Source organism: Pseudoxanthomonas koreensis, from assembly GCF_010093225.1.
GTDB lineage: Bacteria > Pseudomonadota > Gammaproteobacteria > Xanthomonadales > Xanthomonadaceae > Pseudoxanthomonas > Pseudoxanthomonas koreensis.
On record NZ_PDWM01000004.1, the window covers coordinates 98,747 to 122,066 of the forward strand.

The following is a 23,320-nucleotide window of genomic DNA, read 5'->3' on the forward strand; positions in this document are numbered from 1 at the left end:
CCAGCGCCCATCACTGCGAAATCCCCACGTTGACGGCGCCTTGCGCCGGCACGCCGACCGGATCCTCGTCCTCCTTGGCGTTCTGGCCGGCGACGAAGGCCTGCAACGCGCCGGTTTCCTCGTCCCAGGAGTGGTCTTCCAGCGAGCGGAAGGTGAAGCGCAGGGCGCTTTCGGCGTAGTAGTCCACGTCGGTCCAGGCGTGCGGCGCCAGGTGGTTCGGGGCCTGCACCCAGTAGCCCTCGCCGTAGCGCACCGCGTAGGCGTCGGTGAAGGTGTGCTGCGCCAGCTGGCGCATCGTGAAGCCGAACTCCGGCTGGGTCAGCTGCACGTCGACCGGCCTGAGCGTGGTGCCCCGGTTGTTCATCCAGGTCCGTGTCCGGGGAGTGGTCAGTTGCATGCTTTCCTCGATCCAGCCGTCGGTGATGGTGACATCGGTCACCGTGGTATCCAGCTCTGCCTGCAGCGAGGCGAGGCGGTCGATGATCCAGGCATCGCGCGCATCCACGCTCACCACGATGCGGCGGGCCACGCCATCGCGGTAGCCGGTCAGCACCATCGCCAGCGGGCCGGTGCCCGCTTCGCCCTGCTCCACCCGGGCCTGCACGTCGGCGGCGGCCAGGTTGAGACGGCTGTCGATGCGCGCCATGTCCAGGCCGATCCGGTCGCGCGCGGAAAGGTAAGCATCGGGTGCTTCCAGTTCCGCGCCTTCGATCGCACCACCGCTGGCCTCCATGGTGACCGAGGCATGGCCGGCGATGCGATCGAAGCCGATGCCGCCGCCGGCGGTCAGCGACTGGGTACCGCCGCCTTCGCCCTGGCCGATCCCGATGTCGCCACCGACATCGATCCGCGTCGTCGCGCCCACCGCGTAGCGGCCGATACCCGCGTCGCCGCCGGCAGCCAGTTGCAGGTCGCCGCCGACATCCGCCTCGCCGAGCGTGACCGAACCGGCCGCCTCCAGCACCGCGTCGTTGCCGGTGCGCAGGTGGTCGCCATCGATGTCCCCGCCCGAGGCCAGCGACAGGTCGCGGACCACGTCCAGGCTGCCGAAGTCGATGTCGCGTCCGGCACGGGCGGTGAGGTCGCGCCCGGCCTCCAACGTGCCCAGGCGCAGGGTCCGGCCGACGACGAGCCGGATGTCGCGTCCGGCTTCGATGGCATCGATGGCGATGTCGCGTCCGGCTTCGACGTCCACGTCACCCCCCGCGGCCAGGCTGCCGCCGGTCACGTCCAGGTCCGCGAGCAGCTCGATCCCGGTTCCGGCACGGAGTCCGTCGAAGCGGATCACACCCGGGGCCCGGAACACGATGCGACCGGCGGCCTGCGCCGAGCCGCCGATGATGTCGCGTGTTTCCGAGGTGCCGAAGATGTCGGCACCGCCCTGCAACTGCGCGAAGACGATGTCGCGGTGCGCGCGCATGTCGAGGATGCCGCCGGTGGCGGCATCGCCGAGGAGGATGTCGCTCCCGGCCAGCAGTGTGGCCTGGCCATCGACCTCCAGCGTGGTGGCCGCCAGGTCCGTACCCGCTTCGGCATCGAAGTCACCCAGCACGCGCATGCTGCCCAGCGTCGCGGCGGCACCGGATTGCAGTGCCGCGTTGCCGCCCACCTCGGAGGCATCCAGCACCAGGCCGGTGCCGGCCGTGGCCGACAGGTCGCCGGCCACCGTCAGTATGTCGATGTCCGTGGAGGCGCCGCTGACCAGCACCGCATCGCCGCCGCCCGACAGTTCATGTGCGGCCAGTGCGGCGCCGGCGTGGACTTCCAGGTTCCCCAGCACTGCCACCACACCGAGCTGCGTCGACTCCACCGACACCAGACTCGCATCGCTGCCCAGCCGGCCCTGGTCGATCCGCAACGTGCGGCCTTCGATGCCAGTCAGGCCACCCACTGCCAGGTCGCCAGCCTCGAACGCGCCGCCGGACCAGGCCGACAATGCGCCGTCGATCGTTGCCGTACCCAGCCTCGTGGCCGCGTCCGAACGCAGCGTCGCATCGCCACCCACTTCCAGCGTGGTCGCCGCCAGGTCCGTGCCGGCGTCCGCCTCCAGGCCGCCCTGCACCTGCACGCTGCCCAACGTTGTGGCGGCACCGGACTGCAGCGCCACATTGCCGCCCACCGAGGCCGCGTCCAGCGCAAGGTCGGTGCCGGCCGTGGCCGACAGGTCCCCGACCACCGTCAGCGTGTCGATGCCAGTGGAAGCACCGCTGGCCAGTCGTGCGTCGCCGCCGACCGACAGTTCGTGCGCTGCCAGGTCCGTACCCGCGTCCGCATCCAGGTCGCCCTGCACCGACACCGCACCCAGCTGCGTCGACTCCACCGACACCAGGTTCGCATCGCCGCCCAGGCGGCCCTGGTCGATCCGCAGCGTGCGGCCTTCGATTCCACTCAGGCCACCCACCGCCAGGTCGCCGGCCTCGAACGCGCCACCGGCCCAGGCCGACAATGCGCCGCCGATCGTTGCCGTGCCCAGCCTCGTGGCCGCGTCCGAACGCAGCGTCGCATCCCCCCCCACTTCCAGCGTGGTCGCCACCAGGTCCGTGCCGGCGTCCGCGTGCAGGTCGCCCTGCACCTGCGCATCGCCCAGCATCGTGGCGGCACCGGACTGCAGCGCCGCATTGCCGCCCACCGAGGCCGCGTCCAGCGCAAGGTCGGTGCCGGCCGTGGCCGACAGGACCCCGGCCACCGTCAGCGTGTCGACCCCGATGGACGTCCCGCTGGCCAGCCGCGCGTCGCCCTCCGACGCGGCCTCCACGACCGCGATCGAGCCGGTCGCCTCGACATCCAGCCCTTCCTTGCCGGACTTCAGCTGATCACCGGACACGTCGGTACCCGTGATCGCCAGCGCACGCGCCGCCTCGATCCGCGCGAACGACAGCGCGTCGTCCGCATCGATCGACACGTTGCCCGCGCCGGCCAGCAACTGGCCGATGCGGCCGCCATCAGGCAGGTGCAGATGGATGTCGCCGGCGGCGCTGTGTCCATCCAGCAGGCCGATCGACACGCGCAAAGGCTGCGCCTGGCTGCCGATGCCGGTACCGGCGTCGAGGTCGGCGGCGGCCAGCGCACCTCCCGCGATGTGGACCACGTCGTCGCCGTTGCCGGCGATGTGGCCACCGGCGGCGAGGCGGACGCCGGAACCGGCCGTGGTTCCCGCGACCTGCATTTGCCCAAGGTCCATGTCGCCGGTTGTGGCGACGTCGATCCGCTGCTGCGCGGCGATCACGCTGCCGCTGCCCATCGCCAGTGCGGCGGCATCGACCACCACCGTGCCGGCGTCGATCCGGCCCGCCGGGAGGATCCGCAGCACGCCGTCGGCGTCGACCGACAGGACGCCGTCGACTGTCGCATCGGTGAGCGTCGCATCGCCACCGGCCAGCAGTTCGGCATGCGCCGCGGCCAGGTCGACGACCTCCAGATCGCCGGTCGTCGCCAGGCGCGCCAGGTCGGCCGCCCGCCCCTGCCCGGCCCAGGTATCGCCGTCGGCCGAGGTCCGCACCGATCCCCCGGTCGATTCCAGGTCCGCGGCATGCAGATCGCCGCTTTCGACGGCAAGGTCCAGGTCCGCGCCGGCCTGCAGCCGGCCGACCCCGAGGCTGCCTGGGCTGGAGGTCCAGATCCGGCCACCGGCCTGGCCATCGAGCAGGCCCGAGCCGGCGACGTGGACCTTCAACGGCCCACCCAGGCCGGTGCCCGAGCCCTGCTGGCCGATGTCGTCCCGCGCCAGAAACTCGACGCGCTGCCCGTCCACCGCCACGCCGTCGCCATGCGCCAGCAGGCTGCCGTCCCGCGCATCCAGCAGCACCCGCCCGTTGGCGAACACACTGTCGAACACGAAGTCGCCACCGATCTCCCGCACCAGCACATGCTGGCCGGCCGTGGCCGACAGCAACCGGCCGCCGATCGACACTTCCAGCGGCGCCTCCGCCACGCTGTCGGTGCCGGGCGTGCCGATGCTGCCGCTGCCAGCGGCCAGCACCAGGTCGCCGCCGGCGGCCACCGCCGCACCATTACCCGGGTCGGCATCGACCAGGTTGCCGCTGGCGGCCAGGCGCGCATCGCCACCGGCGACCAGCTGGCCGACGCGCAGGTCGCCACTGGCCTGCACGTAGGCGTTGGTGCCGGCAGCTCCGTCCACGCGCCCGCTCGCTTCGATGAACAGCGGCGAGGTGCGCTTGACCCGGACGTAGGCGATGGCGCCGTTGCGGATGTCGTCGTCGTCCAGCGCCAGCAGCTGGTCGCGGGGGAGTACTTCGCCATCCGGACCGACCATCTGCACGTCGCCCGGGGTATTGGCCAGGGCCAGCGCCAGGGCTTCCTCGCTGTCCAGGTCGCCCGCCACCAGGCGCACGTACTCCAGGTCCAGGTCGCTGGCCAGGCGGCCGATGCCGGTATCGGCCAGCAATGTGATGTTGCGTCCGGACACCGTCGGGCTGGCCGCGCCGACCGTACCGCCCGAGGGCTCCAGCGCGTTGGCGTTGATCGCGTAGCGCAGCTGCTCGTCGGTCCACACCGAATTGCGCGACAGGTCGGCGTACTGCTGCGAACCGGCCTGCACCTGGTAGGCGAAGCCGGCGTCGTAGCCGGCGAACTCCGCCAGCGACTGCCAGCCACCGCCGTACACACCATCGAAATAATCGACCAGTGCCTGGTAGCGGCCGGCGATGTAGGCGCCCACCTGCGCGTCGTCCAGCCCGGTGGTGCCAGCCGCAGCCTCGGCCAGGCCGCGGAACAGCGCGATCGCGCCGGCATCCGCCACGAAGGCACCGCCGGACACCGTACCCAGCCCGAGCAGGCGCCAGTACTCTTCATAGCGTGCCTTGACCTGGCCTTCGAACACGGCGACCGAATCGGCCACGCCGCTGCCGTCCAGCTGCAGGTTCTGCCGGATACGGCGGATCTGCTCCTCGGTCAACCCGTCGGTGGAAGTGCGCAGGGTCGCGTCGAGCAGCGCGCCGCTGGTCGACTCCAGGCGCACGTCGCCCGCCTCCGAATGCGCCCCGGCCAGCCAGAAATCACCGGACTGGTCGCTCAGCGCGATGTCGTTCAGCGCGTTGGCCGAGACCACGCCGCCGTCGATGCTGTTGTCGCTGCGGGTTATCTCGTGCGCGCGCAGCTGCAACGGATCGGCCAGGCTGCCGATGGCGCCGTAGCGGCTCTCCAGGTCGATGTCGCGGCCTTCGATGTCGGCGGCGTATCCGGCCAGGCCGCTGATGTTGCCGTTGGCGACCAGGCTCACGTCGCCGTAGCCGCCGGTCGCATCGCCGGACACGATGTTCACCGCCGCATCCGACCACACGTCCAGGGCCACGCCGGTCGCGCTGGCGCTGGCCACCAGCGAGCCGCCGGGCGTCAGCGTGGCCAGCATGTCGCCCAGGCCGCCGATGCCGATGCCGCCGGCGGCATCCATCTCCAGCCGCTGGGTGGTGATCATCGCCGTCTCGCCGGCACGGACGATGTCGCCCGGGCCGCCGGCGGCGGTCGCCGTGGTGGTCAGCTGGGTGAGACCACCCGGGTTCCAGATGCGCCCGCCCAGCAGCAGGTCACCGCGCGCGTCGACGTCGACCAGGCCGCTGTCGGCGCCGGAGAAGTCGATGGCGATGGCGTTGTCGGCCTTGACGTTGGCATCCAGCCGCACGTAGCCGGCAAGCATGTACTGGTACTGCCACCAGGTCTCGTACTCGCCGTCGTCGCCACGGTCCGGGTTCCAGTTGCCACCATTGGGCGGCGTCGGGAAACCGAAGTTGCATTTCCCGTCGTCACAGGCGCCGTAGCTGACCCCCTGCGTGGTCCAATCGGTGAATCCGCCGGTGACGGTCTGCGAAAACACCGGCCCACCCGCGGCCCCGCGGTAGAAGCCCGCGTTGCTCGTGGCCCACTGCTGGCCATCGTCGAGCACGTTGCCCCAGGCGTCCACCCAGTACCAGCCGCTGGCGCGGTAGTTGCGCTTGATGTAGGCGGTTTCGCTCCAGCGGTAGCGCATTCCGCTCGTCGGGTTGTAGACCGAAGCGTCGTCGATCCGGTACGCATTGGCATCGTCGTAGGCGGTGGCGCCGTTGCGGTTGTCGTAGGCCACGGCATCCTGGCCCTGCCTGCTGACGTACCAGGTGACGTAGGGCGACGTGGGGCTGCCCTTCTCGCGGTCGACGACCTCGATCACGCCCACCGCGCCATTGCCGACGTTGATGTCCTGCAGCTGCACCTCGCGGTCGATCCCGCTGTCGATGCGGACCTGGCCGAAGCCGCTGCTGACCTTGATCTTTCCGTGTGGCGTGGTGCTCACGATGCGGCCGTCCAGGTAGACGTAGCCGCCACCGGAAGCATTGACGTTGTCGACGACGATCCGTTGCTCGCCGCTGTCGTACCAGGCCTTGATCAGTCGCGAATCGGCGCCGATGGTGGTGACGTACTGCGGCGGGATTTCATAGCGGCCAGCCGGGCCAGCGTCCTTGCCGGCCAGCCAGGCCGACAGGCCGGTGTCGTCGAGCACCTTCAGCGACCAGTCGGTGCCCGCGCCGGCGTCGATCGTGCTGTTGACGTCGATGTAGCGCGCGCGGACGTAGATCTGCTGGCCGGTGAAGGAACTGCTTCCCGCGTTGTTTGCGACCGCGAGGTTGTCGTCGTAGCTGTTGATGACCTTGCTCAGCGTGCGCCCGGGCACCACCGGCATCGTGGTCTGGTAGAAGCCCGTGCCGCCGTAGGGGCCGTTTCCGCATCCGTTGTAGCTCGTATGCGGCGCACAGTAGCCGTAGACGACGATGCTGGAGCCGGCGTAGCGGTTGTCGGGGCCGCCACGGTACAGCAGGCTCTGCCCCCCGTAGACGACGCTGGTGATGTACGCCGCCGCATCATCGGGATTGGCCGGCCGCAGCATCAGGTTGCGCCAGTCCGACTGCGGGTTGCTGCCGCTGAACCAGTCGGCATTGATGTTGCTGAAGGTGACGATGCCGTTGGGCGCCTCGACGATCTGCTGTTGCGCGTACACGGTGCCGAACTGGCCCAGCGAGCCCTGGTCGTTGCGCAGGTGGACCAGGCCGCCGATGTTGCGGATGTCCTCCATGGCGAAGATCGCCGGGCCGTCGCTGCCCTGCCAGGCGTTGTGGATGAACACGCTGGGCGTGGCGTCGTCCGGCTCCTCGGTGATGGCCACGCCGCCGGCGCTGCCGGCCACGCCGGTGAAGCGCACGTTGCCTCCGGAGTAGTCCGGCACCTCGACCTCGTCCAGCAGCAGGTAGTAGTTGCTGTTGTTGACCACGCTGATGGTCGGCGCGCCCTGGGCGGTGGCCGAACCGCTGCCGGAGACGCTGTCGCCATGCAGGAACACGTCGCCGCCGGCGGCGTACATCGGCCCCAGCTGCCAGGCGTTGACCGGGCCGGCCGCGACCGAGCCCTGCAGCGCGGTGAGCGCCTTGCAGCCGTCGCTGCCGGCATCGCTCTGGCACAGGTTGGCCAGGAAGTCGCGCGGGCGGAAGCCGGAAACCCGGCTCGCCTGGACCGGCAGGCCTTCGGCCTGCGAGTAGTTGCCCGACGCGTCGATGGTGATCGAAAGCCTGTTGTAGCGGCCGGCAAGCAGGTCGCCGTCGAGGACGACGTTGCCGCGGGTCGTGCTGTCGCTTTCGCTGTCGCGCTGGGTGACCGGGATGAAGCCGAGCTGGTAGCCGTGGCCGACGCCGCTGACGCCGAACGCCAGCGCGCCGGTGTAGGCGCCGGCGGTGACGTTGCTGGCGCTCAGGACCTGGCTGCCGGCGCCGATCACGGTGTCGGCGTAGCTCTCGATCGTGCCGTCGGCCGAGGCATCCGGGATCGCGATCAGGCCGCGGACGTAGCCTTCGGCCACGCTGCCGACGGAGATCGCGGTGTCGTGCAGCCCGACCGCGTCGCGGCCGGCGGTGACGTAGGTGTTGCGCAGCGACTCCAGCAGCGCGCCGGTACCGACCGTGACCGACTGCGTGTTGTCGACATCCACGTCGCTGCTGGCCACGCCGACGGCCGCCAGGCCCCAGGTGTTGACCAGGGCCTGCGAATTGATCGTGGCGCGCGTGTAGGGGCCTAGGTTGATGTAGCCCAGGCTGTTGAGCCAGGCGTCCGTGCCGACGACCACCGTGTTGCTGAAATCGGCGCTCGCCGCGGCCTTGACCGCGGCCACGTCGATGGCGCCGCCGGTGCTCAGGCTGGCGTTGTCCTGGGTGTTGGCGAGGGTCGCCGCGACCACGCTGATGTTGCCCGGCATCGCCAGGCTCGCATCCAGGCCCGACACCAGGCTGGTCCGGTCGCCCACGTCCGCCCTCGCGGTGCCGCCGAGGCGGGTCTCGATGCTGGCCGCGCTGCCGCTGATCACGCCACCGGCGGCGCCGCGCACCGCGTCGTCGCCCGGATCCAGTGCGCTGCTGAAGCGGTTGGTCGCCTCCACATCGATGCCGTTGCCGCTGACCAGCGCGCTGTCGGAACCGATGCCGGCATGCACGTCCGCGTGCGCCCTGTTGGCGGCATGCGAACCGCTGCCGCCGACCACTGCCGCATTGGTCGAATCCGACTGCGCCGCATAGCGCGCCTCGTGGTCGGCGGCAACCCGGATGTCGTCGGCCACCAGCTCCACCCCATCGCCAGTGGTCGCCTCCACCGTGGCCCGGCTGTCGGTGTCCACGCTGGTCGCGTTGCCGGCGATCAGGCCGCCGCTGCCGGCCACGCCCCTGGCCGCGTTGTCGTCGACGCCGGTCGCGGTGACCGCGACGCGGCCGACCATCCCGTCCGGATCGCTGTGGCGGGCGCCATCGCCCAGGGAGGCACGGGTGGTGGTGTCGGAGACCGCGTCCACCACCACTGCGCCAGCGGCGATGCCACCGACGGACACACCCAGGGCTTCGGCTTCCTGGCGGGTCAGGTTGGTCGCCTCGACGGTCACGTCGCCGTCGCCCAAGCGCAGGTCCGTGCCGGTCTGTGCGACCACGCGCGAGGTGGTGCCGGCCTTGGCGGTCGCGGCATTCGCGCTGAAGAACACGCCGCCGGTGCCCGCCGTCGACTTGGCGCGCACGTTGCGGCCGCCGGCGGCATGGTCCAGCCGCGCCGAGACGCGCAGGCCACCGGCGCCGTCCAGCGCCACGTCGTCGCCCAGCTGCGCGGGGACCCGGTTGTCGCTGGCCGCCTCGACAATCACCGCACCCACCGCCGCATAGCCGGCCACGGCCGCGCCCAGGCCCTCGGCCGAGACGTCCGGTCGCACGCTGGCCTGCACCGCCAGGCCGCTGGCGCCGGTGTTGACCGACGCGCCATTGCCGACGCTGGCGGTGACCGGGGTCTCGTCCTTGGCGGTGACGCCGACGCCGGTGCCGGCGGCCAGCAGGCCGCCGGCGGCGCCGAGTCCGTACACCGATACCCCGCCCGTGCCCGCGGCGTCGACCAGGACGCCATTGAAGCCGGATACGTCGGCCGAGCCGGCCAGGGCCGCGGACACCTCGCTGTCGCGGCGCGCATCGGCCACCACGATGCCGACCGCCGCCGCGCCGGCAGCGGCGCCGATCGCGTCGACGTCGATGCTGCCGCTGTCCACCGCTTCGATCTTCAGGCTTCCGCCCGCGCCGTCGAGCTCGCCGGCCGCACTGGCCGCCACCTCCTGCTCCACCCGCGCGACGGCGACGGCCGCGCCGATGCCGACGATGCCCGCCCCGCCGGCATAGGCCTCCAGCCGGGCCGCCGCGCCGTTGCCGTCGCGGTTCTCGGCCCTCACCGTCACGTCGCCCGCTTCGATGCGTGATGTCTTGTCCGCCGCGGTCCGTTCGATCGCGGCGGTGGGGCTGCCGTACAGGCCTGTGAACGCGAAGGCGCCACCGACGCCAACGCCGCCCACGCCGGCGCCGCCGGCCAGGTTGCTCGTCGCCAGCACGTTCCCGGCGATCACCGACACGCTGTCGGCGGCGACGGTGCTGTCGCTGACCACGGCAATCACCCGGTCCTCGCGCCCGTCCATCGCACCGGTCAGGTCGTAGTCCGAATCGGATTCCAGCTTGTCCAGGCGGTTCTGGTCCAGGCTGCCGCCCACGATCGTGGCGTCGAACTTGTCGCCGCTGCCCAGCTCGGCCAGCTTGGAGAAGGTGGTGCCCAGTTCGCCGCCGCTGTCGCCGATGCTGCCCACGCCCGACAACAGCAGGCCGGCGGCGCCGCCGATGCCGGTGCTGCTGCCCACGCCCGCGGTCAGGGTCAGCATTTCCACGTCGCGATCGGCACCGGCGGTCACTGCCACGTCGCCGCCCGCGTCCACGTCGCTGTCGACCACCGCCGAACGGACCTTGCTGCCGAGCACCGATACGTTGGCGCCGGCGCCGACGCCGTGGCCCTGGCCGATGGCCAGCGCGCCGGAATAGGCGCGCAACGCCAGGTCTTCCTGCGCATCCACGTCGACGTCGCCGCCGGCGTCCACGTCGGCGCGGACCAGCTGCGCCTCGGTGGTGTTGCCGATCACGTTGACCTGGGCCATGCCGGCGATCGCCAGCCCGCCGCCACCGGCGCCACTGACCGCGATCCCCTGGAATCCGGTGTCGGTATGCGCGCGCACCGCGACCCCGGCATCGGTGTCGACGCCGGTATCCACGCCGGCTTCGCCGAGGCTGGCGCGCGTGCTGGTCTCGCTGACGTTCACCAGGAAGGTACCGGCGATCGCCCCGGCACCGGCCGCCACCGCGCCGCCGACCAGGCTGGCGGCGTTGCGGTTGGCCGCGTCGATCGCCAGTGCGCCGGCGTCGAGGTCGCCGCCGCGCAGGTAGGCTTCGGTCGACGCCTGGAATACGTTGCCCACGCCGGTGCCCGCGCCACCGGCCAGGCCCGCGGCCAGGCCCGCAGCGACCGCCAGCGAGTTCTGCGACGCGTTGGCATGGACGTTGACGGCGCCTTCGGCCGACAGCGTCGCCCCGTCGATGCCCGCTTCGGTGGACGCATCGAACACGTGGGTGGCCAGCGCACCGGCACCGGAGAATCCGCCGCCGCCGGCGATGCCGGCGATGAACCTGGTGCCGACGCTGTGGCTGGAGGCGCGCACGTCGACCTGCTGGCCGGCACCCGCGGTGAATCCGCCGTGCTGGTTGATGCTGGCGTCCTCGATCAGTGCGCGGGTCTCCCCGCCCACCACGCTGACCCCGGCCATCGCCGCCACTGCGGCGCTGCCGATCGGATTGAACGACACCGCACCACTGGCGCCGATGCTGGTCACGTGCTGGCGGCTGGAGGCGTTCACCGCCAGGCCGGTCACCTCGAGGCGGGAGCCGGACAGGTCCGGCGCGACGTAGTCTTCGAGCGCCTGCACTTGGCTCACGTCGGCGGCGTCCGGATCGGCCAGGTCGCCAGCGTCCACCGCGAGCCGGTCGCCCGCTGCCTTGCCCAGCGCGCTGACCCGGGTGTCGGCGCCCTGCACCAGCGCCTCGGTGGTCCCGTCCATCACGTTGACCGTGGTACCCAGGCCGATGCCGGCGGTGCCGCCCACGCCGAGGCGGCCGGCGAACCCGTTGATGCCCTGCTCGCGCGCGGCGGTGACGCCAACATTGTGCTCGGCGACCACGTCGGCGCCATCGGCGATCTTCGCCGTCACGCTGCCGTCGATCACGTTGACCGCCACCGAGGCGGCGCCACCCACCGTGCCGCCGCCGCCGATGCCGGCTGCGATGGTGTTGATGTTGGCGTCGCCGATCGCGCCGTCGCCGTTGCTCTCCGCGCGCACCTCCACGTTGCGGCCGTGGTAGCGGCGGTTCTTGTCGCCGCCCAGCACTTCGGCCGAGACCTGGTTGCTGATCACGTTGACCGCGACCGCGGCGCCGACGCCGACGTTGCTGGCGAAACCCAGGCTGCCGGCCAATGAATTGACCTGGCTGGAATCGACTGCCGACACCAGCGTGTCGGTGGTGGTGGTGGTGTCCAGGCCGACGTCGACCAGGCGGGCGCCGGTAGTGGAGGTGATCACGTTGGTGGTGGCCGCGCCGGCGATGCCAACGTTGCCCGAGGCCGCGCCGGTGCCGGCCAGCGTGTTGATCGTCGCCCTGGAAACGGCCTCGACCACGACCTCGTCGGTCACCGCCAACACCGAATCGGACAGCTCGGCGGACGTTTCCCCACCGATCAGGTTGACGCTGAGCGCACCGCCCACTGCGGCCGAACTGCCGCCGCTGACAGCGCCGGCCAGCGAATCGGCCTCGCCGGTGTTCTCCGCGCGCACGCTCAGGCTTCCGGCGCGCACCCCGCTGCCGGCGGCCATGCCCGACAGGCCCGAAGCGCGCGCGGCGATGGTGTTGTCGACGATGCTGTTGCTGCTGGCCCCGGCGACCGAGACGTTGCCCGACACGGTGCCGGCGACCGCCAGCGAGCGCGCGGTCCCGGTGCCGGTGGCCGCCACCTCGATGCCGCCATCGATGTCCAGGCGGGTGTCCGCCAGTTCGGCTTCGGTGCGGTCCTCGACCAGGGCGATGTTGATCGCCGCGCCGATCGCCGCGGTGTTGGACGCAGCGACCGAGCCGGACAGGGTGAAGATGTCCGAGCCGCTGGCGGCGCCGACCGACAGGCTGGACGCGTCCACCCGGCTGTCGCCGACCGATGCCAGGGTGTGGTTGCCGGTCTCGCTCCAGGCGAACGAGCCGGAGATGGCCACACTGTTGCCGGCGGTGCCGGCGATGGCCGCCGACACGATCTGCGCGTCGTTGGTCGCCGCGACATCGACCGCGCCACTGCTGGTGAGGCTGGCGTTGGTGGCTTCCACCCCGGTCTCGTTGCCGATGTCGTTGTAGGTCACCGCGGCGCCGACCGCCGCCTTGGAACCGATCGCCACGTTGCCGGCCCCGCTGCCGATGAAGCTGGCGTTGCGCGCGCTGGCGTCGATCGCGCCGGCGCTGATGTCCGTGTCCACGCCGTCGGCGCCGATCAGCACCCGGGTGTTGTTGCCGATCATGTTCGCGGTGGCATTGCCCATGCCGGCGAACTTGCTGGTGGCCACGCCTCCGCCGATGCTGAAGCCGAGGATGGTGGTGCTGTCTGCGGCCGCCAGCCCGGCGGTCCCGCCGACGTCCAGGGTGGCGTCGGCCACCTCGACCACGTGAGAGTTGTTCACCTCGCTGCCGACGAAGGACAGGCCGACGTTGTTCTTGCCGGCCTGGAACAGCCCGGCCACGGCGATGATGGAACTGCCCGGGTCGTCGTAGTGGACGCCGTCGACGTCCAGCTGCAGCGCGTCGCCGCGGTAGTCCACGCCCTCGCCCGGGGTGGTGCCGACGGCATGCAGCCGGTCCTCGAACACCTGCACCGCCGACGTGCTGCTCGCCTGCGCCAGCAGGTCACCGTCCACGTCCACCACGGCGCCGCCGCCGATCGAGGCGCGGGTGACGTTGTCGACGTTGTTGTAGATCACCGCGCCGGCCAGGCCGTTGCTGTCCGAGCCGCCGCCGCCCATCGCCGCGCCGGCGACGATCCGCGCCGCGTCCAGCGCGCGCAGCTTGACTTCGTCGTAGCCGGAGACGCTGCCGCCATCGATGCCGGCTTCGGTATGGTCGGCGATCTCGGCGTGGGTGAACGCGCCGCCGATGCCGGCGCGACCGCCGAAATACAGGCTGCCGGCACCGACGTTGACGTAGGTGCGGCCGTAGGCGCTCACGTCCAGGCCGTTGTCGCCGTCCAGGGTGCTGCCGGCCAGCCAGGCACGGGTGTCGTTGCTCGAGCGCCCGATCGAGAACGATCCGACCACCGAGGCGGCGGTGGACTGGTCGGTCGACTTGTTGACCGACACGCCCAGCGCCACGTTGGTCTGCTCGCCGCCGCTGAGCGCGTGCACGGCGACATCGTTGGCGTGCTGCAGGTCCGCTGCGGACAGGTACGCCTCGGTGTCGTTGTCGACCATGCTGTAGGACACCGCGCCGCCGATTGCCGCGCTGAACTTGCTGCTGTCGGCCTTGGCCAAGGTGATCGCCGCCGAGCCGCTGGCGCTGGCCAGCACGGTGTCGTTCACCGACTCCACGCCGACGCTGACACCGTCGGCCGGGGTGCGGCCGCCGACCTGTGCGCCGTCCAGGTAGGCGCGGGTGCCCTGCTTGACCAGGTTCACGCTGGAACTGCCGGACACGCTGATGCCGAACTTGGGTTCGGCCGGCTTCTCATCGCCACCTCCGGCACCCTGCTCGCCGCGGACCTTGTCGGCCACCTTGTCCAGCAGCGGCAGCTGGGCGAACTTGTCGGCCGCCGCGCCGCGCAGCGAATCGACCTTGGACTGCGCCGAATCCTTCAGCTTCTTGACGAAGCCGGGCTTTGCATCGGCCGGCGGCGGGTTGGAGCTCTTGGCCACCGCGCCGGCCACCGCGACCGCGCCGGACATGCCCTTGCTCTCGGCCTGGACCGACAGGTCGTCTACGCGGATGGCACCGCTGCCGGCGGTGTCCCCGATCGCCACGGTGCCGTCGGCGGCATCGGGCGCATCGGTGGCATTGTCGCCCACGTACGCGCGGGTATCGGTATCCAGGTTGTGCACCGCCACGCCCAGCCCGACCGACAGGCTGTTGCTCATCGCCAGCGCGCCGGACACCGACCAGGTGAACAGGTCCTGCAGCGCGTCCACGTCCAGGCGTTGCGCCTCGATCGTGGCGTCGCGGCTGACCGAAGCCAGCGTGGTGCTGGACAGGTCCAGCAGGGCCATGGTGCCGTCCACGCCGATGCTGGACCCACCGCCGCCCATCAGCGCCAGCGAGACCACGTGGTCGCGGGTCTGCGCGTCCACAACCACGTCCGCGTCGGTGGTCACCTCCACGCCGGCGGCGATGCCGGCCACGGTGGTGGTGTCGTAGACCACGTTGTTGAAGCTGCCACCGATCGCGGCGCCGTCCTTGCCCGCGCCGACCCGTTCCAGTTTCAGCGCCAGGTCGCCGACCGAGTGCATCGAACGCGAATCGGTGAGCGCGGCCACGGCGACCGATCCGGCCCAGTCCGCCTTGCGGTCGTCGCCGGCCAGCGCGGTCTCCCATGCGCCGTCGTTGGCATCGGCGCGGCTGGTCAGGGAGGCGCCGTCGCCGACCCAGGCACGGCTGTTGTTGGTCACGTGGTAGTGGCTGACCGCGCCGCCCAGGGCCAGGTCGTCGGCCTTGCTGCTGGCGCTGACATAGCTGGTGAACAGTTCCTCGGGATTGCCCACCAGGCTCTTGGCGGCACTGAGCGAATCGAGCAGCGCATCGAAGCTACTGAAGTCGGGCACCGCGCCCTGCAGCCTGGAGAAATCCATCGGCAGCACGACTTCCGAGCCCACGCCGATATGCTCGGCCTCGACCGTGGCGCCGTCGCCGATCTCGGCCACCGCGTCGTGTTCCAGGTTGGTGATGGCCACCGCCGCCGACAGCGCGAAGGTGCTGCCCGGGTTGTCGTCGTCCGGCGCCGAACCGTCGATCTCGCTGCCTGCGGTCATGCCGATGCCGGCGTCGACCACGCCGGCATGGACCACCACGTCGCCGCCGGCGTCGATCGTGGTGCCGTCGGCCAGGTGCGCATCGGCCGAATGCCGGCCGTCGGTGTAGATCACCGCGGCGCCGAGCTTGAACGGCGCGACCTGTGCGGTCGCATCGTCGCCCTGATCGCCAAGCTGGCCTTTGAGCTTGCCCAGGCCCTGTCCCATCAGGTCGCGCATGGCCGCCGTGGCATCGGCGTCGCTGGCGAGCTGCTTGACCGTGGCGCTGGTCGACGGCGGCTCGGCGATCGTCGCATTGGTGTAGTTGCCGTCGACCAGCGAGGCGGCCTGCACCACCACGTCGCCGCCGGTGTCCACGTCGGCGCCGTTGACCGCGTTGGCCGAGACGTCCTGCAGGCTGACCGCTGCGGCCAGGCCCACCGCACCCTCGCTGTCGGCGTACGCCACCGCCGAGGTCGAGAAGTCGGACTGGTTGAGCGCGCCGACCTGCACGCCGCCCACGTCCAGCGTGGCGCCTGCGGCGATGGAGGCGTCCGCGGCCGCATCGACGGTGGAAACGGCGACCGTGGTGGCCACCATCGTGCCTTCGGTGGCGAACGAGGTCACCGACACGTCCAGGGTGTTCCGGGTGGCCGCTCCGACCGAGAGCGTGCCCCCGGCCTGGATGTCCGCACCGGAGGCGACGGTGGCGGCGGCGGCGGTGTCCAGGTCGGCATAGAGCGCACCGATGCTGAGTGCGTTCTGCAACTGCGCGCTGCCATGCAGGCCGGTGACCACGGTCTCGATCGCCTGCTCGGTACTCGCGGACAGGTCGACATCACCGCGGGCTTCGATGCGGGCGCTGCCGCCGAGCGCGACCGCAGCCGAGGTGTCCGTGGCCAGGTAGCCGATGGTGCCGCCGATGATGCTGCCAGCCAGCTGCGCCAGGTCGGTCATGGCGCTGCCGGCGATGGTCGCCAGGCCGGCATCCGGATCGTCCCAGGCCGAGTCGGCCACGCTGGTCGCGCTCAAGGCGATGTCGCCGCCGCGCAGGCGGCCGTCCACCTGCACCCGGCTGTGCGCCTCGGCCAGCCCGGTCTGCACCTTGGCACGCGCGGCCGCGTCGATGGCGATGTCGCCAGCCTCGTGGGCACCGGTGGCCCCGGCATCGAGCATCGCCCCGCCGGCCACGGCGATGTCGCGGCCAGCCACGACGATGTCGCCCGAATCGCCGGTCGAGGCGTCGGCATCGGCCAGCGTGCCGCTGGAACCGACCTGGCGCGAGTCGATGCGCGCGCCGGCCTGGATCTGCACGATGTCGTCGGCCTGCAGGACGATGTCGCCGCCCTCGGCGTGGACCGTGCCCGAGACCAGCAGGCTGTCCTCGGCCACCAGCAGGATGTTGCCGCCGTCGTTGACCAGGCGCGTGCCGGTGCCGGCGCCGGTGTTGACCGCTACTTCGCTGTCCAGGCGGTCGGCGCCGCTGCCGCCGGCGACCCAGATCGTGCCCGAGGCGTCGATCGCCCGGGCCTGGATGCGCACGTCGTCGCGGGCATTGATCCGGCCGAGGACGGAAACCCCGGCCGGGGACAGCGGCACCTCGCCGCGCAGCAGCGCCGCGACCGCGTTGTCGCCGGTGCTGCCGGCGTCGAGCAGCCGGTTCATGAAGCCGGTGGTCGGCGTGGCGATGGCGAGCGAGCCCACGTTGAGCACGCCGCTGGCGCCGACCACCACGCCGTGGGTATCGGCGAAGAACACGCGGCCGCCGATTTGGCCGTCCTTGTAGCTGTTGAGCACGCCGTTGATCAGTGCCTGGCTGTCCCACACCAGGTTGATCAGGTTGTCCGCGCCGTCCGGGACCATCAGGTCGACGGTATCGCCCTGGGCCAGGCTGAAGTCGCCGAACGAGTTGAAGGCGTTGCGGTTGCGGATGCGGCTGGCGTCGCTGTCCACCTGGTAGCGGTTGCCGTCGCCCGGATTGGTGATGACCGTGCCCAGGTCGCGGCCCGGGTCCGAAGGCGTGGTGATGGTGCTGTTGCCGGCGCTGGCGATGCCGGGGACGGCCAACCCCAGGACCGAGCCGATGGCCATCGCCAGGGTCCCTGGCCGCACATCGCTGCGGACGGCGGCGGGGACGCGCGCGGGGCGCAGCGAGGAATTCGGACGGATCGACGGCATGTCGGTGCTCCAGGGCCAAAACAGGATGAGCGGATGCGCGGACGCACCCGTTTCGGAAGGTTGCGGCGGATCAGTGACTGGCGGCGCGCGGTTGCGCCCGTGCATCCATGCGCCGCGACAGGCGCTCGATGTTGACCAGCGACATCAGGTGCACGTGGATCCAGCCCAGGTCGCCGGACCGCAGCAGTTCCAGCAGGGGTTTGCCCTTGAGCGCGCGCAGCCGGGTTTCGTCGACCACCGACAGGCCGTCCAGGTTGAACGCCTCGCCTGCCGCCGGCTGCACCCGGATCCGCCGCGGTTGCAGCAGGTCCAGCTGGTGCAGGCGGCGGGTGAAGGCGCGGGTGCGCTGCAGGTGCCCCTGGTATTCCCCGAGGAAGCGCAGCGCGTTGCCCAGCAATGGGCTGTCCCCGCCGTCGGCGGTGAACAGCGGATCGCCCCGCTCCTCGCCCAGGCCTGGATACCCTGCATCCAGGCAGACCGTGAAGCCGTCGGCGGCCTCGGGCTTCTCCGCCAGCACGAACGGATAACGGCGCAGGAAGGCCGGGACGTAGCCGTCCTCAAGCCAGCGGCCGTCGGCGTCCACGCTGAGGTTCTCGCCGCCGCGCAGGCCCAGCAGCGCCGCGGGCAGCACATCCTCACCGCTGCCGGCGAATACGATCGGGTACTCGCAGGCGGCACGGGCGAACTCGGCGGCCGCCAGCGGCACCGAGTTGATCCCGGCGGCGAAGCCGAAATCCCCCGGCGTGGCCTGCAGGCGCAGGTTCCGGTGCTGGCGGCGGTCGAGCGGCACCGGCCGGTCGTAGATCAGCAACTGCTTCATGGCATCCCCCTTGTCGGCCCCCGGCCCCCACGCAGGGGGCACCCAACAACACCTACCGTGAAATGCGCCGCGGACCTATCACCCGTTTCCCGGACCCGCGACCTGGCTCAACCCTGCTTGAGCCCGATCTCCAGCCGGTCCAGCCGGCGCGGCAGTTCCGACCCCGGCACCAGCTGGGCGCGCAGTACCGGCGCGGCCTGCTCGAACTGTTCGCGGGCCTGCTCGGTGCGGCCGGCCTGCAGCAGCGACTCGGCCAGCGGCACGCGGTGGCGCGCGGTGGAAATCGTGTCCGCGCCGTACTGGGCTTCGGCCATGGCCACCGCCTCGGCCCAGGCCGCCGCCGCCTCGCCTGCGCGCCCTTCGCGCTGGAGCAGGTCGGCCACCAGTACCTGGAGGCGGAACGCCAGCACTGGCGGCTTGCCGGCGACCAGCGGCCGCAGCGCCTCCAGCGTGGCCCGGGCGGCGGCGTGGCGGCCGCTGCGGATCTGCCATTCGGCCCAGCCCAGGCGCGTGATCAGCAGGTCGCGGGCATCCGCGGCCAGCCGCGACGACCAGACTTCCAGCGCGTGCGCGAGCAGCGGCTCGGCCTCCGCGACCTGGCCGCCGCGCATCAGCGCGCGCGCCAGGTTGGTCCCCGCGCGCAGCGTGGCGGGGTTGTCCGGGCCCAGCGCGTCCTTGCGGAACGCATATGAGCGCCGGTACATCTGCAGCGCGCGTTCGGCGTCGCCGCGCGACTCCTCCAGGCTGGCGAAGTTGTTCAGCGTGACCATGTAGTCGACGCTGTCCTCGCCCAGCACGCGCGCCTCGATCTCCAGCGCATGGGTGTAGTACGCCGCCGCCAGCGTGTAGTCGCCCAGGTCCTGGTTGATGCTGGCCAGCTCGTTGTAGACAGTGGACGTGTTGTCGCTGTCGTCGCCGAACAGGGACAGCGCCAGCGCCAGGTTCTGCTTCTGCAGCGCCTCGGCCTCGCGCAGACGCCCCTGCTCGGTGACGGTCATCGCCAGCACGTGGCGGGTCGACCAGGCATCGAACGAGTCCTCGCCGTTCAGTTCGATCTTCATCGCCAGCGCGTCGCGCAGGACCCGTTCCGAACGGGCCAGGTCGCCCCACTTCCGGTACAGCAGTCCGATGTTGTGGTCGACCACAGCGCGATGGCGCTGTGCGTTGGGCAGCGTGGCGCGCAGGTCGCGGGAACGCTCGAAGGCCTGCAGCGATTCCGGGAACCGCTCCTGCTCCATCAGCGCCAGGCCCAGCGAGTTCAGGGCGCGGGCGCGGAGGCTCTGGACTTCCACGCCGCCGTCGCCGACGCGCCGGTCGAGCACCTCCAGCGCCTGGCCCGCGACCTGTTCGGCCTCCACGCCACGCCGGCCGTTGGCCAGCAGCACCGACAGCTCGTTCAAGGCGTCGACCGCTTCCAGCGGCAGGGCCACGTCCGCGGCCAGCAACGAGGCCGAAGCCTCGCGCAGGAGCTCCTCGCCACGCCGGCTCTGGCCGATGTTCTTGTAGGCCTGGCCGATCACGTGCTGCACGCGCGCACGGATGGCGGGCGAATCGGCCAGCTCCCGCTCGATCCGCGCCGCGCCCGCATCGAGCACCTCGCGCGCCGAAGCCTCGCTGTCGCCCTTGCCGAGCTTGCGCGGATCGGCCGCTTCGAACGAAGCCAGCAGGAACCGCCCGACCTGGTCGGCCACCTGCGCCTCCTGCTGCGCCTGCGCGCGTTCCTGGCCCAGCCGCCAGACGAAGCCGCCGCTGAGCGCAAGCACCAGCACCGCCGCGCCAGCTTCGCGCCAGTGCCGGCGCAGGCCGCGGCCGAAGCGGTACAGCCGCGAGCCGCGGCGCGCGGCCACCGCACGGTGGTCCAGGTAGCGCTGCACGTCGTCGGCCAGGGCCTCGATCGAGGCATAGCGACCGTCGGCGTCCAGCGCGCAGGCCTTGCCGGCGATCGCATCCAGGTCGCCCGCCAGGCGACGGCGCCACGGGCAGTCGGATCCGGCCCACTGGCTCGGCGCGGCCACCGGCCGGATCCGATCGTCGGCGCTGCGTTCCACCCGCCGGCCGGCGGCCAGTTCGACCAGCATGACGCCCAGGCTGAACACGTCGCTGCGGGTGCTGACCGGTTCCCCGGCCAGCATCTCCGGGGCCGCATAGGCGGGCGTGCAGAACGGGGTGCGCTCGCCCTCGGCGCCGTCCAGCAGGCGGGCGATGCCGAAGTCCAGCAGCACCGGCTCGCCGTCCTCGCGCACCAGCACGTTGCCGGGCTTGAGGTCGCAATGCACCACCAGGTGCGCGTGCGCAGCCTGCACCGCGCGGCACACGCGCACAAACAGCGCCAGCCGCTGGCGCAGGTCCAGGCCGTGTCTCCGGCAGTACTCGTCCAGCGGCACCCCGTCCACGAACTCCATCACCAGGTACGGCATGCCGCCGGCGGTGGTGCCGCCGTCGTAGAGGCGGGCGATGTTCGGATGTTGCAGGCCGGCGAGGATGCGGCGCTCCTCGGCCAGGCGCGCGGCGGTACGCGGATCGGACACCCCGCGCAGCAGCTTCACCGCCACCTTCTGCGCGTACATCTCGTCGGCGCGTTCGGCGACGAACACCACGCCCATGCCGCCGGACGCGAGCCGCTCGACCAGCCGCCACGGCCCGAGGGTGTCGCCCGGCTCCAGTTCAGGCGCTGCCAGCCGGGCGAGCAGGCCATCCACCGGCGCGCGGGCGCGCTCCAGCGAGCGGGTCTGGGAGCGCAGCAGCTCCAGGGTCTCGCGCCGCAGCTCCGGGTCGGCGGTCAGGCGCTCGAGCTCGGCCTGCCAGGCATCGGGCGGAAACTCGCACACCGCATCGAACAGGTCGCGCAACTGTTGCCAGTGATCGTGTTCCATGCGCTCCCCCTGCGCTGCGGCCGTTCTTCAGGCCAGTTGCCGGTTCAGCCACGCCCGGGCGAAGCGCAGGTCGCGGTCGACCGTCGGTACCGAGATCTCGAGCACCGTTGCGATCTCCTCGTGCGACATGCCACCGAAATAGGCCAGTTCCACCGCGCGCCCGGCGCGCTCGTCGCGTCCGCTCAGTTGCTCCAGCGCCTGGTGCAGCGCGAGCACGTCGTAGTCGCCGGCATCCTCGTTGTGGGCGCCCCCCTGGTCCACCTGCGACAGGGTGACGTTGACCGCGCCGCCGCCGCGCTTGGCGGCGACGTTGGCGCGCGCGTGGTCGACCAGCACCGCGCGCATCTTCAGCGCGGCCAGGGCGAAGAAGTGCGCACGGTCGGCGTAGCCGACATCGCGGCCGAGCATGCGCAACAGCGCTTCGTGCACCAGCGACGTCGGCCGCAGGGTGGCATCGCCGTGCGCCTGGCCCAGCCGCGAGGCGGCCATCTCGCGCAACGCCTCGTAGACGGCATCGAACAGCTGCTCGCGCGCCTGCAGGTCGCCGGAGCGCCAGGACAGCAGGAGTCGGGTGATGTCGTCGGGCAAGCCTGTTTCCCCCGGCGGCCGATACCCGGGCCGCGCAACAGCCTGGATTATAGGCAATACCGCGGCGGCACCGTGCCGGTGAAGGCCAGCGCATCCAGGCCCTGTGCCCGACCAGCGCCTGCCCCCCTCTTCTCAACTCCAGCCCGCGTCCACCACGAACTCCTGCGCCGTGATCGCGCGGGCCTGGTCGGAGGCGAGAAACAACACCGCCGCGGCGATGTCATCCGGCCACACCTTGTCGGGCAGGCACTGGTTGCGCCGGATCTCGTGCTCGCCCTCCTCGTCCAGCCACAGCTCGACCTGGCGCTCGGTCATCACCCAGCCCGGCGTGACCACGTTGATCCGGATGCGCTGCGCACCCAGTTCACGGGCCAGCCCGCGCGTGAGTCCGTTCACCGACGATTTGGCAGTCGCATACACCGGATAGCCGGCGTTCCGGATCCGCCAGCCATTCGATCCGAGATTGACGATCGAGCCGCCACCGAGGCGGCGCATGCCCGGCAGCACCGACTGGATGGCGAAGAAGGCCGGGCGCTGGTTGACCGCCACGCAACGGTCCCAGTATTCGGGGGTGACGTCCTGGAGCGCATGCCGGTCGTCGCTGCCGACGTTGTTTACCAGGACATGGAAGTCGCCCAGTTCGGCCGCCGCCTCGGCGATGGCCTGCTGCAGGGCGGCTACGTCGGTGACGTCGCAGCGCCGGTGCCAGGGACGGGGATGGCCGGCGGCGTGCACGCGCCGCGCCAGCGCGCTGCTGGCGTCGTCGGCGATATCGACGAAAGCGACTCGTGCACCCTGTCGCGCGAACGCCTCCACCAGCGCCGCGCCGATGCCGCTGCCGCCGCCGGTGATGAACACCCTGCGGCCGGCCAGTTGCGGATAGACCGCCTGCTCCAGGTGCCCGCTGCCATCGCTCGCCGGTGTCGCCGTCATGCCCCTCTCCTGTGCCGGATGCGGTCGGAACGGGTCCACGCGCATCGAACCTGGTTGGACTTACGCGATGCGTGCCTGGCGACCCCGCGCCGGGCAACAAAAAAGCCGGCATGGCGGCCGGCTGGTTCTTCCCACGAAACGCCCCCGAATCAGGGCCTTAGGTGGTGGGCGGTACAGGGTTCGAACCTGTGACCCCTACCATGTCAAGGTAGTGCTCTACCGCTGAGCTAACCGCCCGGTGCTGCATCCCCCGCGCGGATTGCCGGCGACAGGGGCGCGCATTCTACCCCGCCGGCGGGGAGGGCCACAACCGCCAGACTGCGCCCGCCGGACCGGGCGCCTTGCAGGGGCGGGCATGACCGCAACCCCGACGCCACCGGCCCAGGCGACATTCTCATGGTCCCGACGCCCGTGTCGCGGTCATGCCCGCTTGTGTCTACCCGAACCGGTAGCCTTGAGTGGAGAGCGATGTGCGGCACGCCGATAGCCCGTTGTGTTGCGAGCACGTGTAGGAGCCTGAGCGGCCGCACATCGACC

5 protein-coding genes and 1 tRNA gene are annotated in these 23,320 nt (G+C 71.5%); all 6 read right to left on the reverse strand.

Going from position 1 to position 23,320, the window contains the following annotated elements; translation table 11 throughout:
* Positions 1-10: 10 nt before the first annotated feature.
* Entirely contained in the window at positions 11-17,569 is a 17,559-nt protein-coding gene (locus CSC64_RS02510; protein WP_162433759.1) for a leukotoxin LktA family filamentous adhesin, read from the reverse strand.
* A gap of 70 nt (positions 17,570-17,639) precedes the next feature.
* Complete coding sequence (locus CSC64_RS02515) at positions 17,640-18,389, reverse strand: SapC family protein (protein WP_162433760.1); 750 nt, start codon at positions 18,387-18,389, stop codon at positions 17,640-17,642.
* Between the two features lie 107 nt (positions 18,390-18,496).
* A complete protein-coding gene (locus CSC64_RS02520; protein WP_162433761.1) occupies positions 18,497-21,262 on the reverse strand; it encodes a serine/threonine-protein kinase in 2,766 nt (921 codons plus the stop codon).
* A gap of 27 nt (positions 21,263-21,289) precedes the next feature.
* Positions 21,290-21,850, reverse strand: a complete 561-nt coding sequence (locus CSC64_RS02525) for an ECF-type sigma factor (protein WP_162433762.1) — start codon at positions 21,848-21,850, stop codon at positions 21,290-21,292.
* A 132-nt stretch (positions 21,851-21,982) separates the two neighbouring features.
* Positions 21,983-22,783 (reverse strand): SDR family NAD(P)-dependent oxidoreductase, encoded by an 801-nt coding sequence (locus CSC64_RS02530; protein ID WP_162433763.1) that lies wholly within the window; start codon positions 22,781-22,783, stop codon positions 21,983-21,985.
* A gap of 162 nt (positions 22,784-22,945) precedes the next feature.
* Positions 22,946-23,020, reverse strand: a tRNA-Val gene (locus CSC64_RS02535).
* Positions 23,021-23,320: the final 300 nt, after the last annotated feature.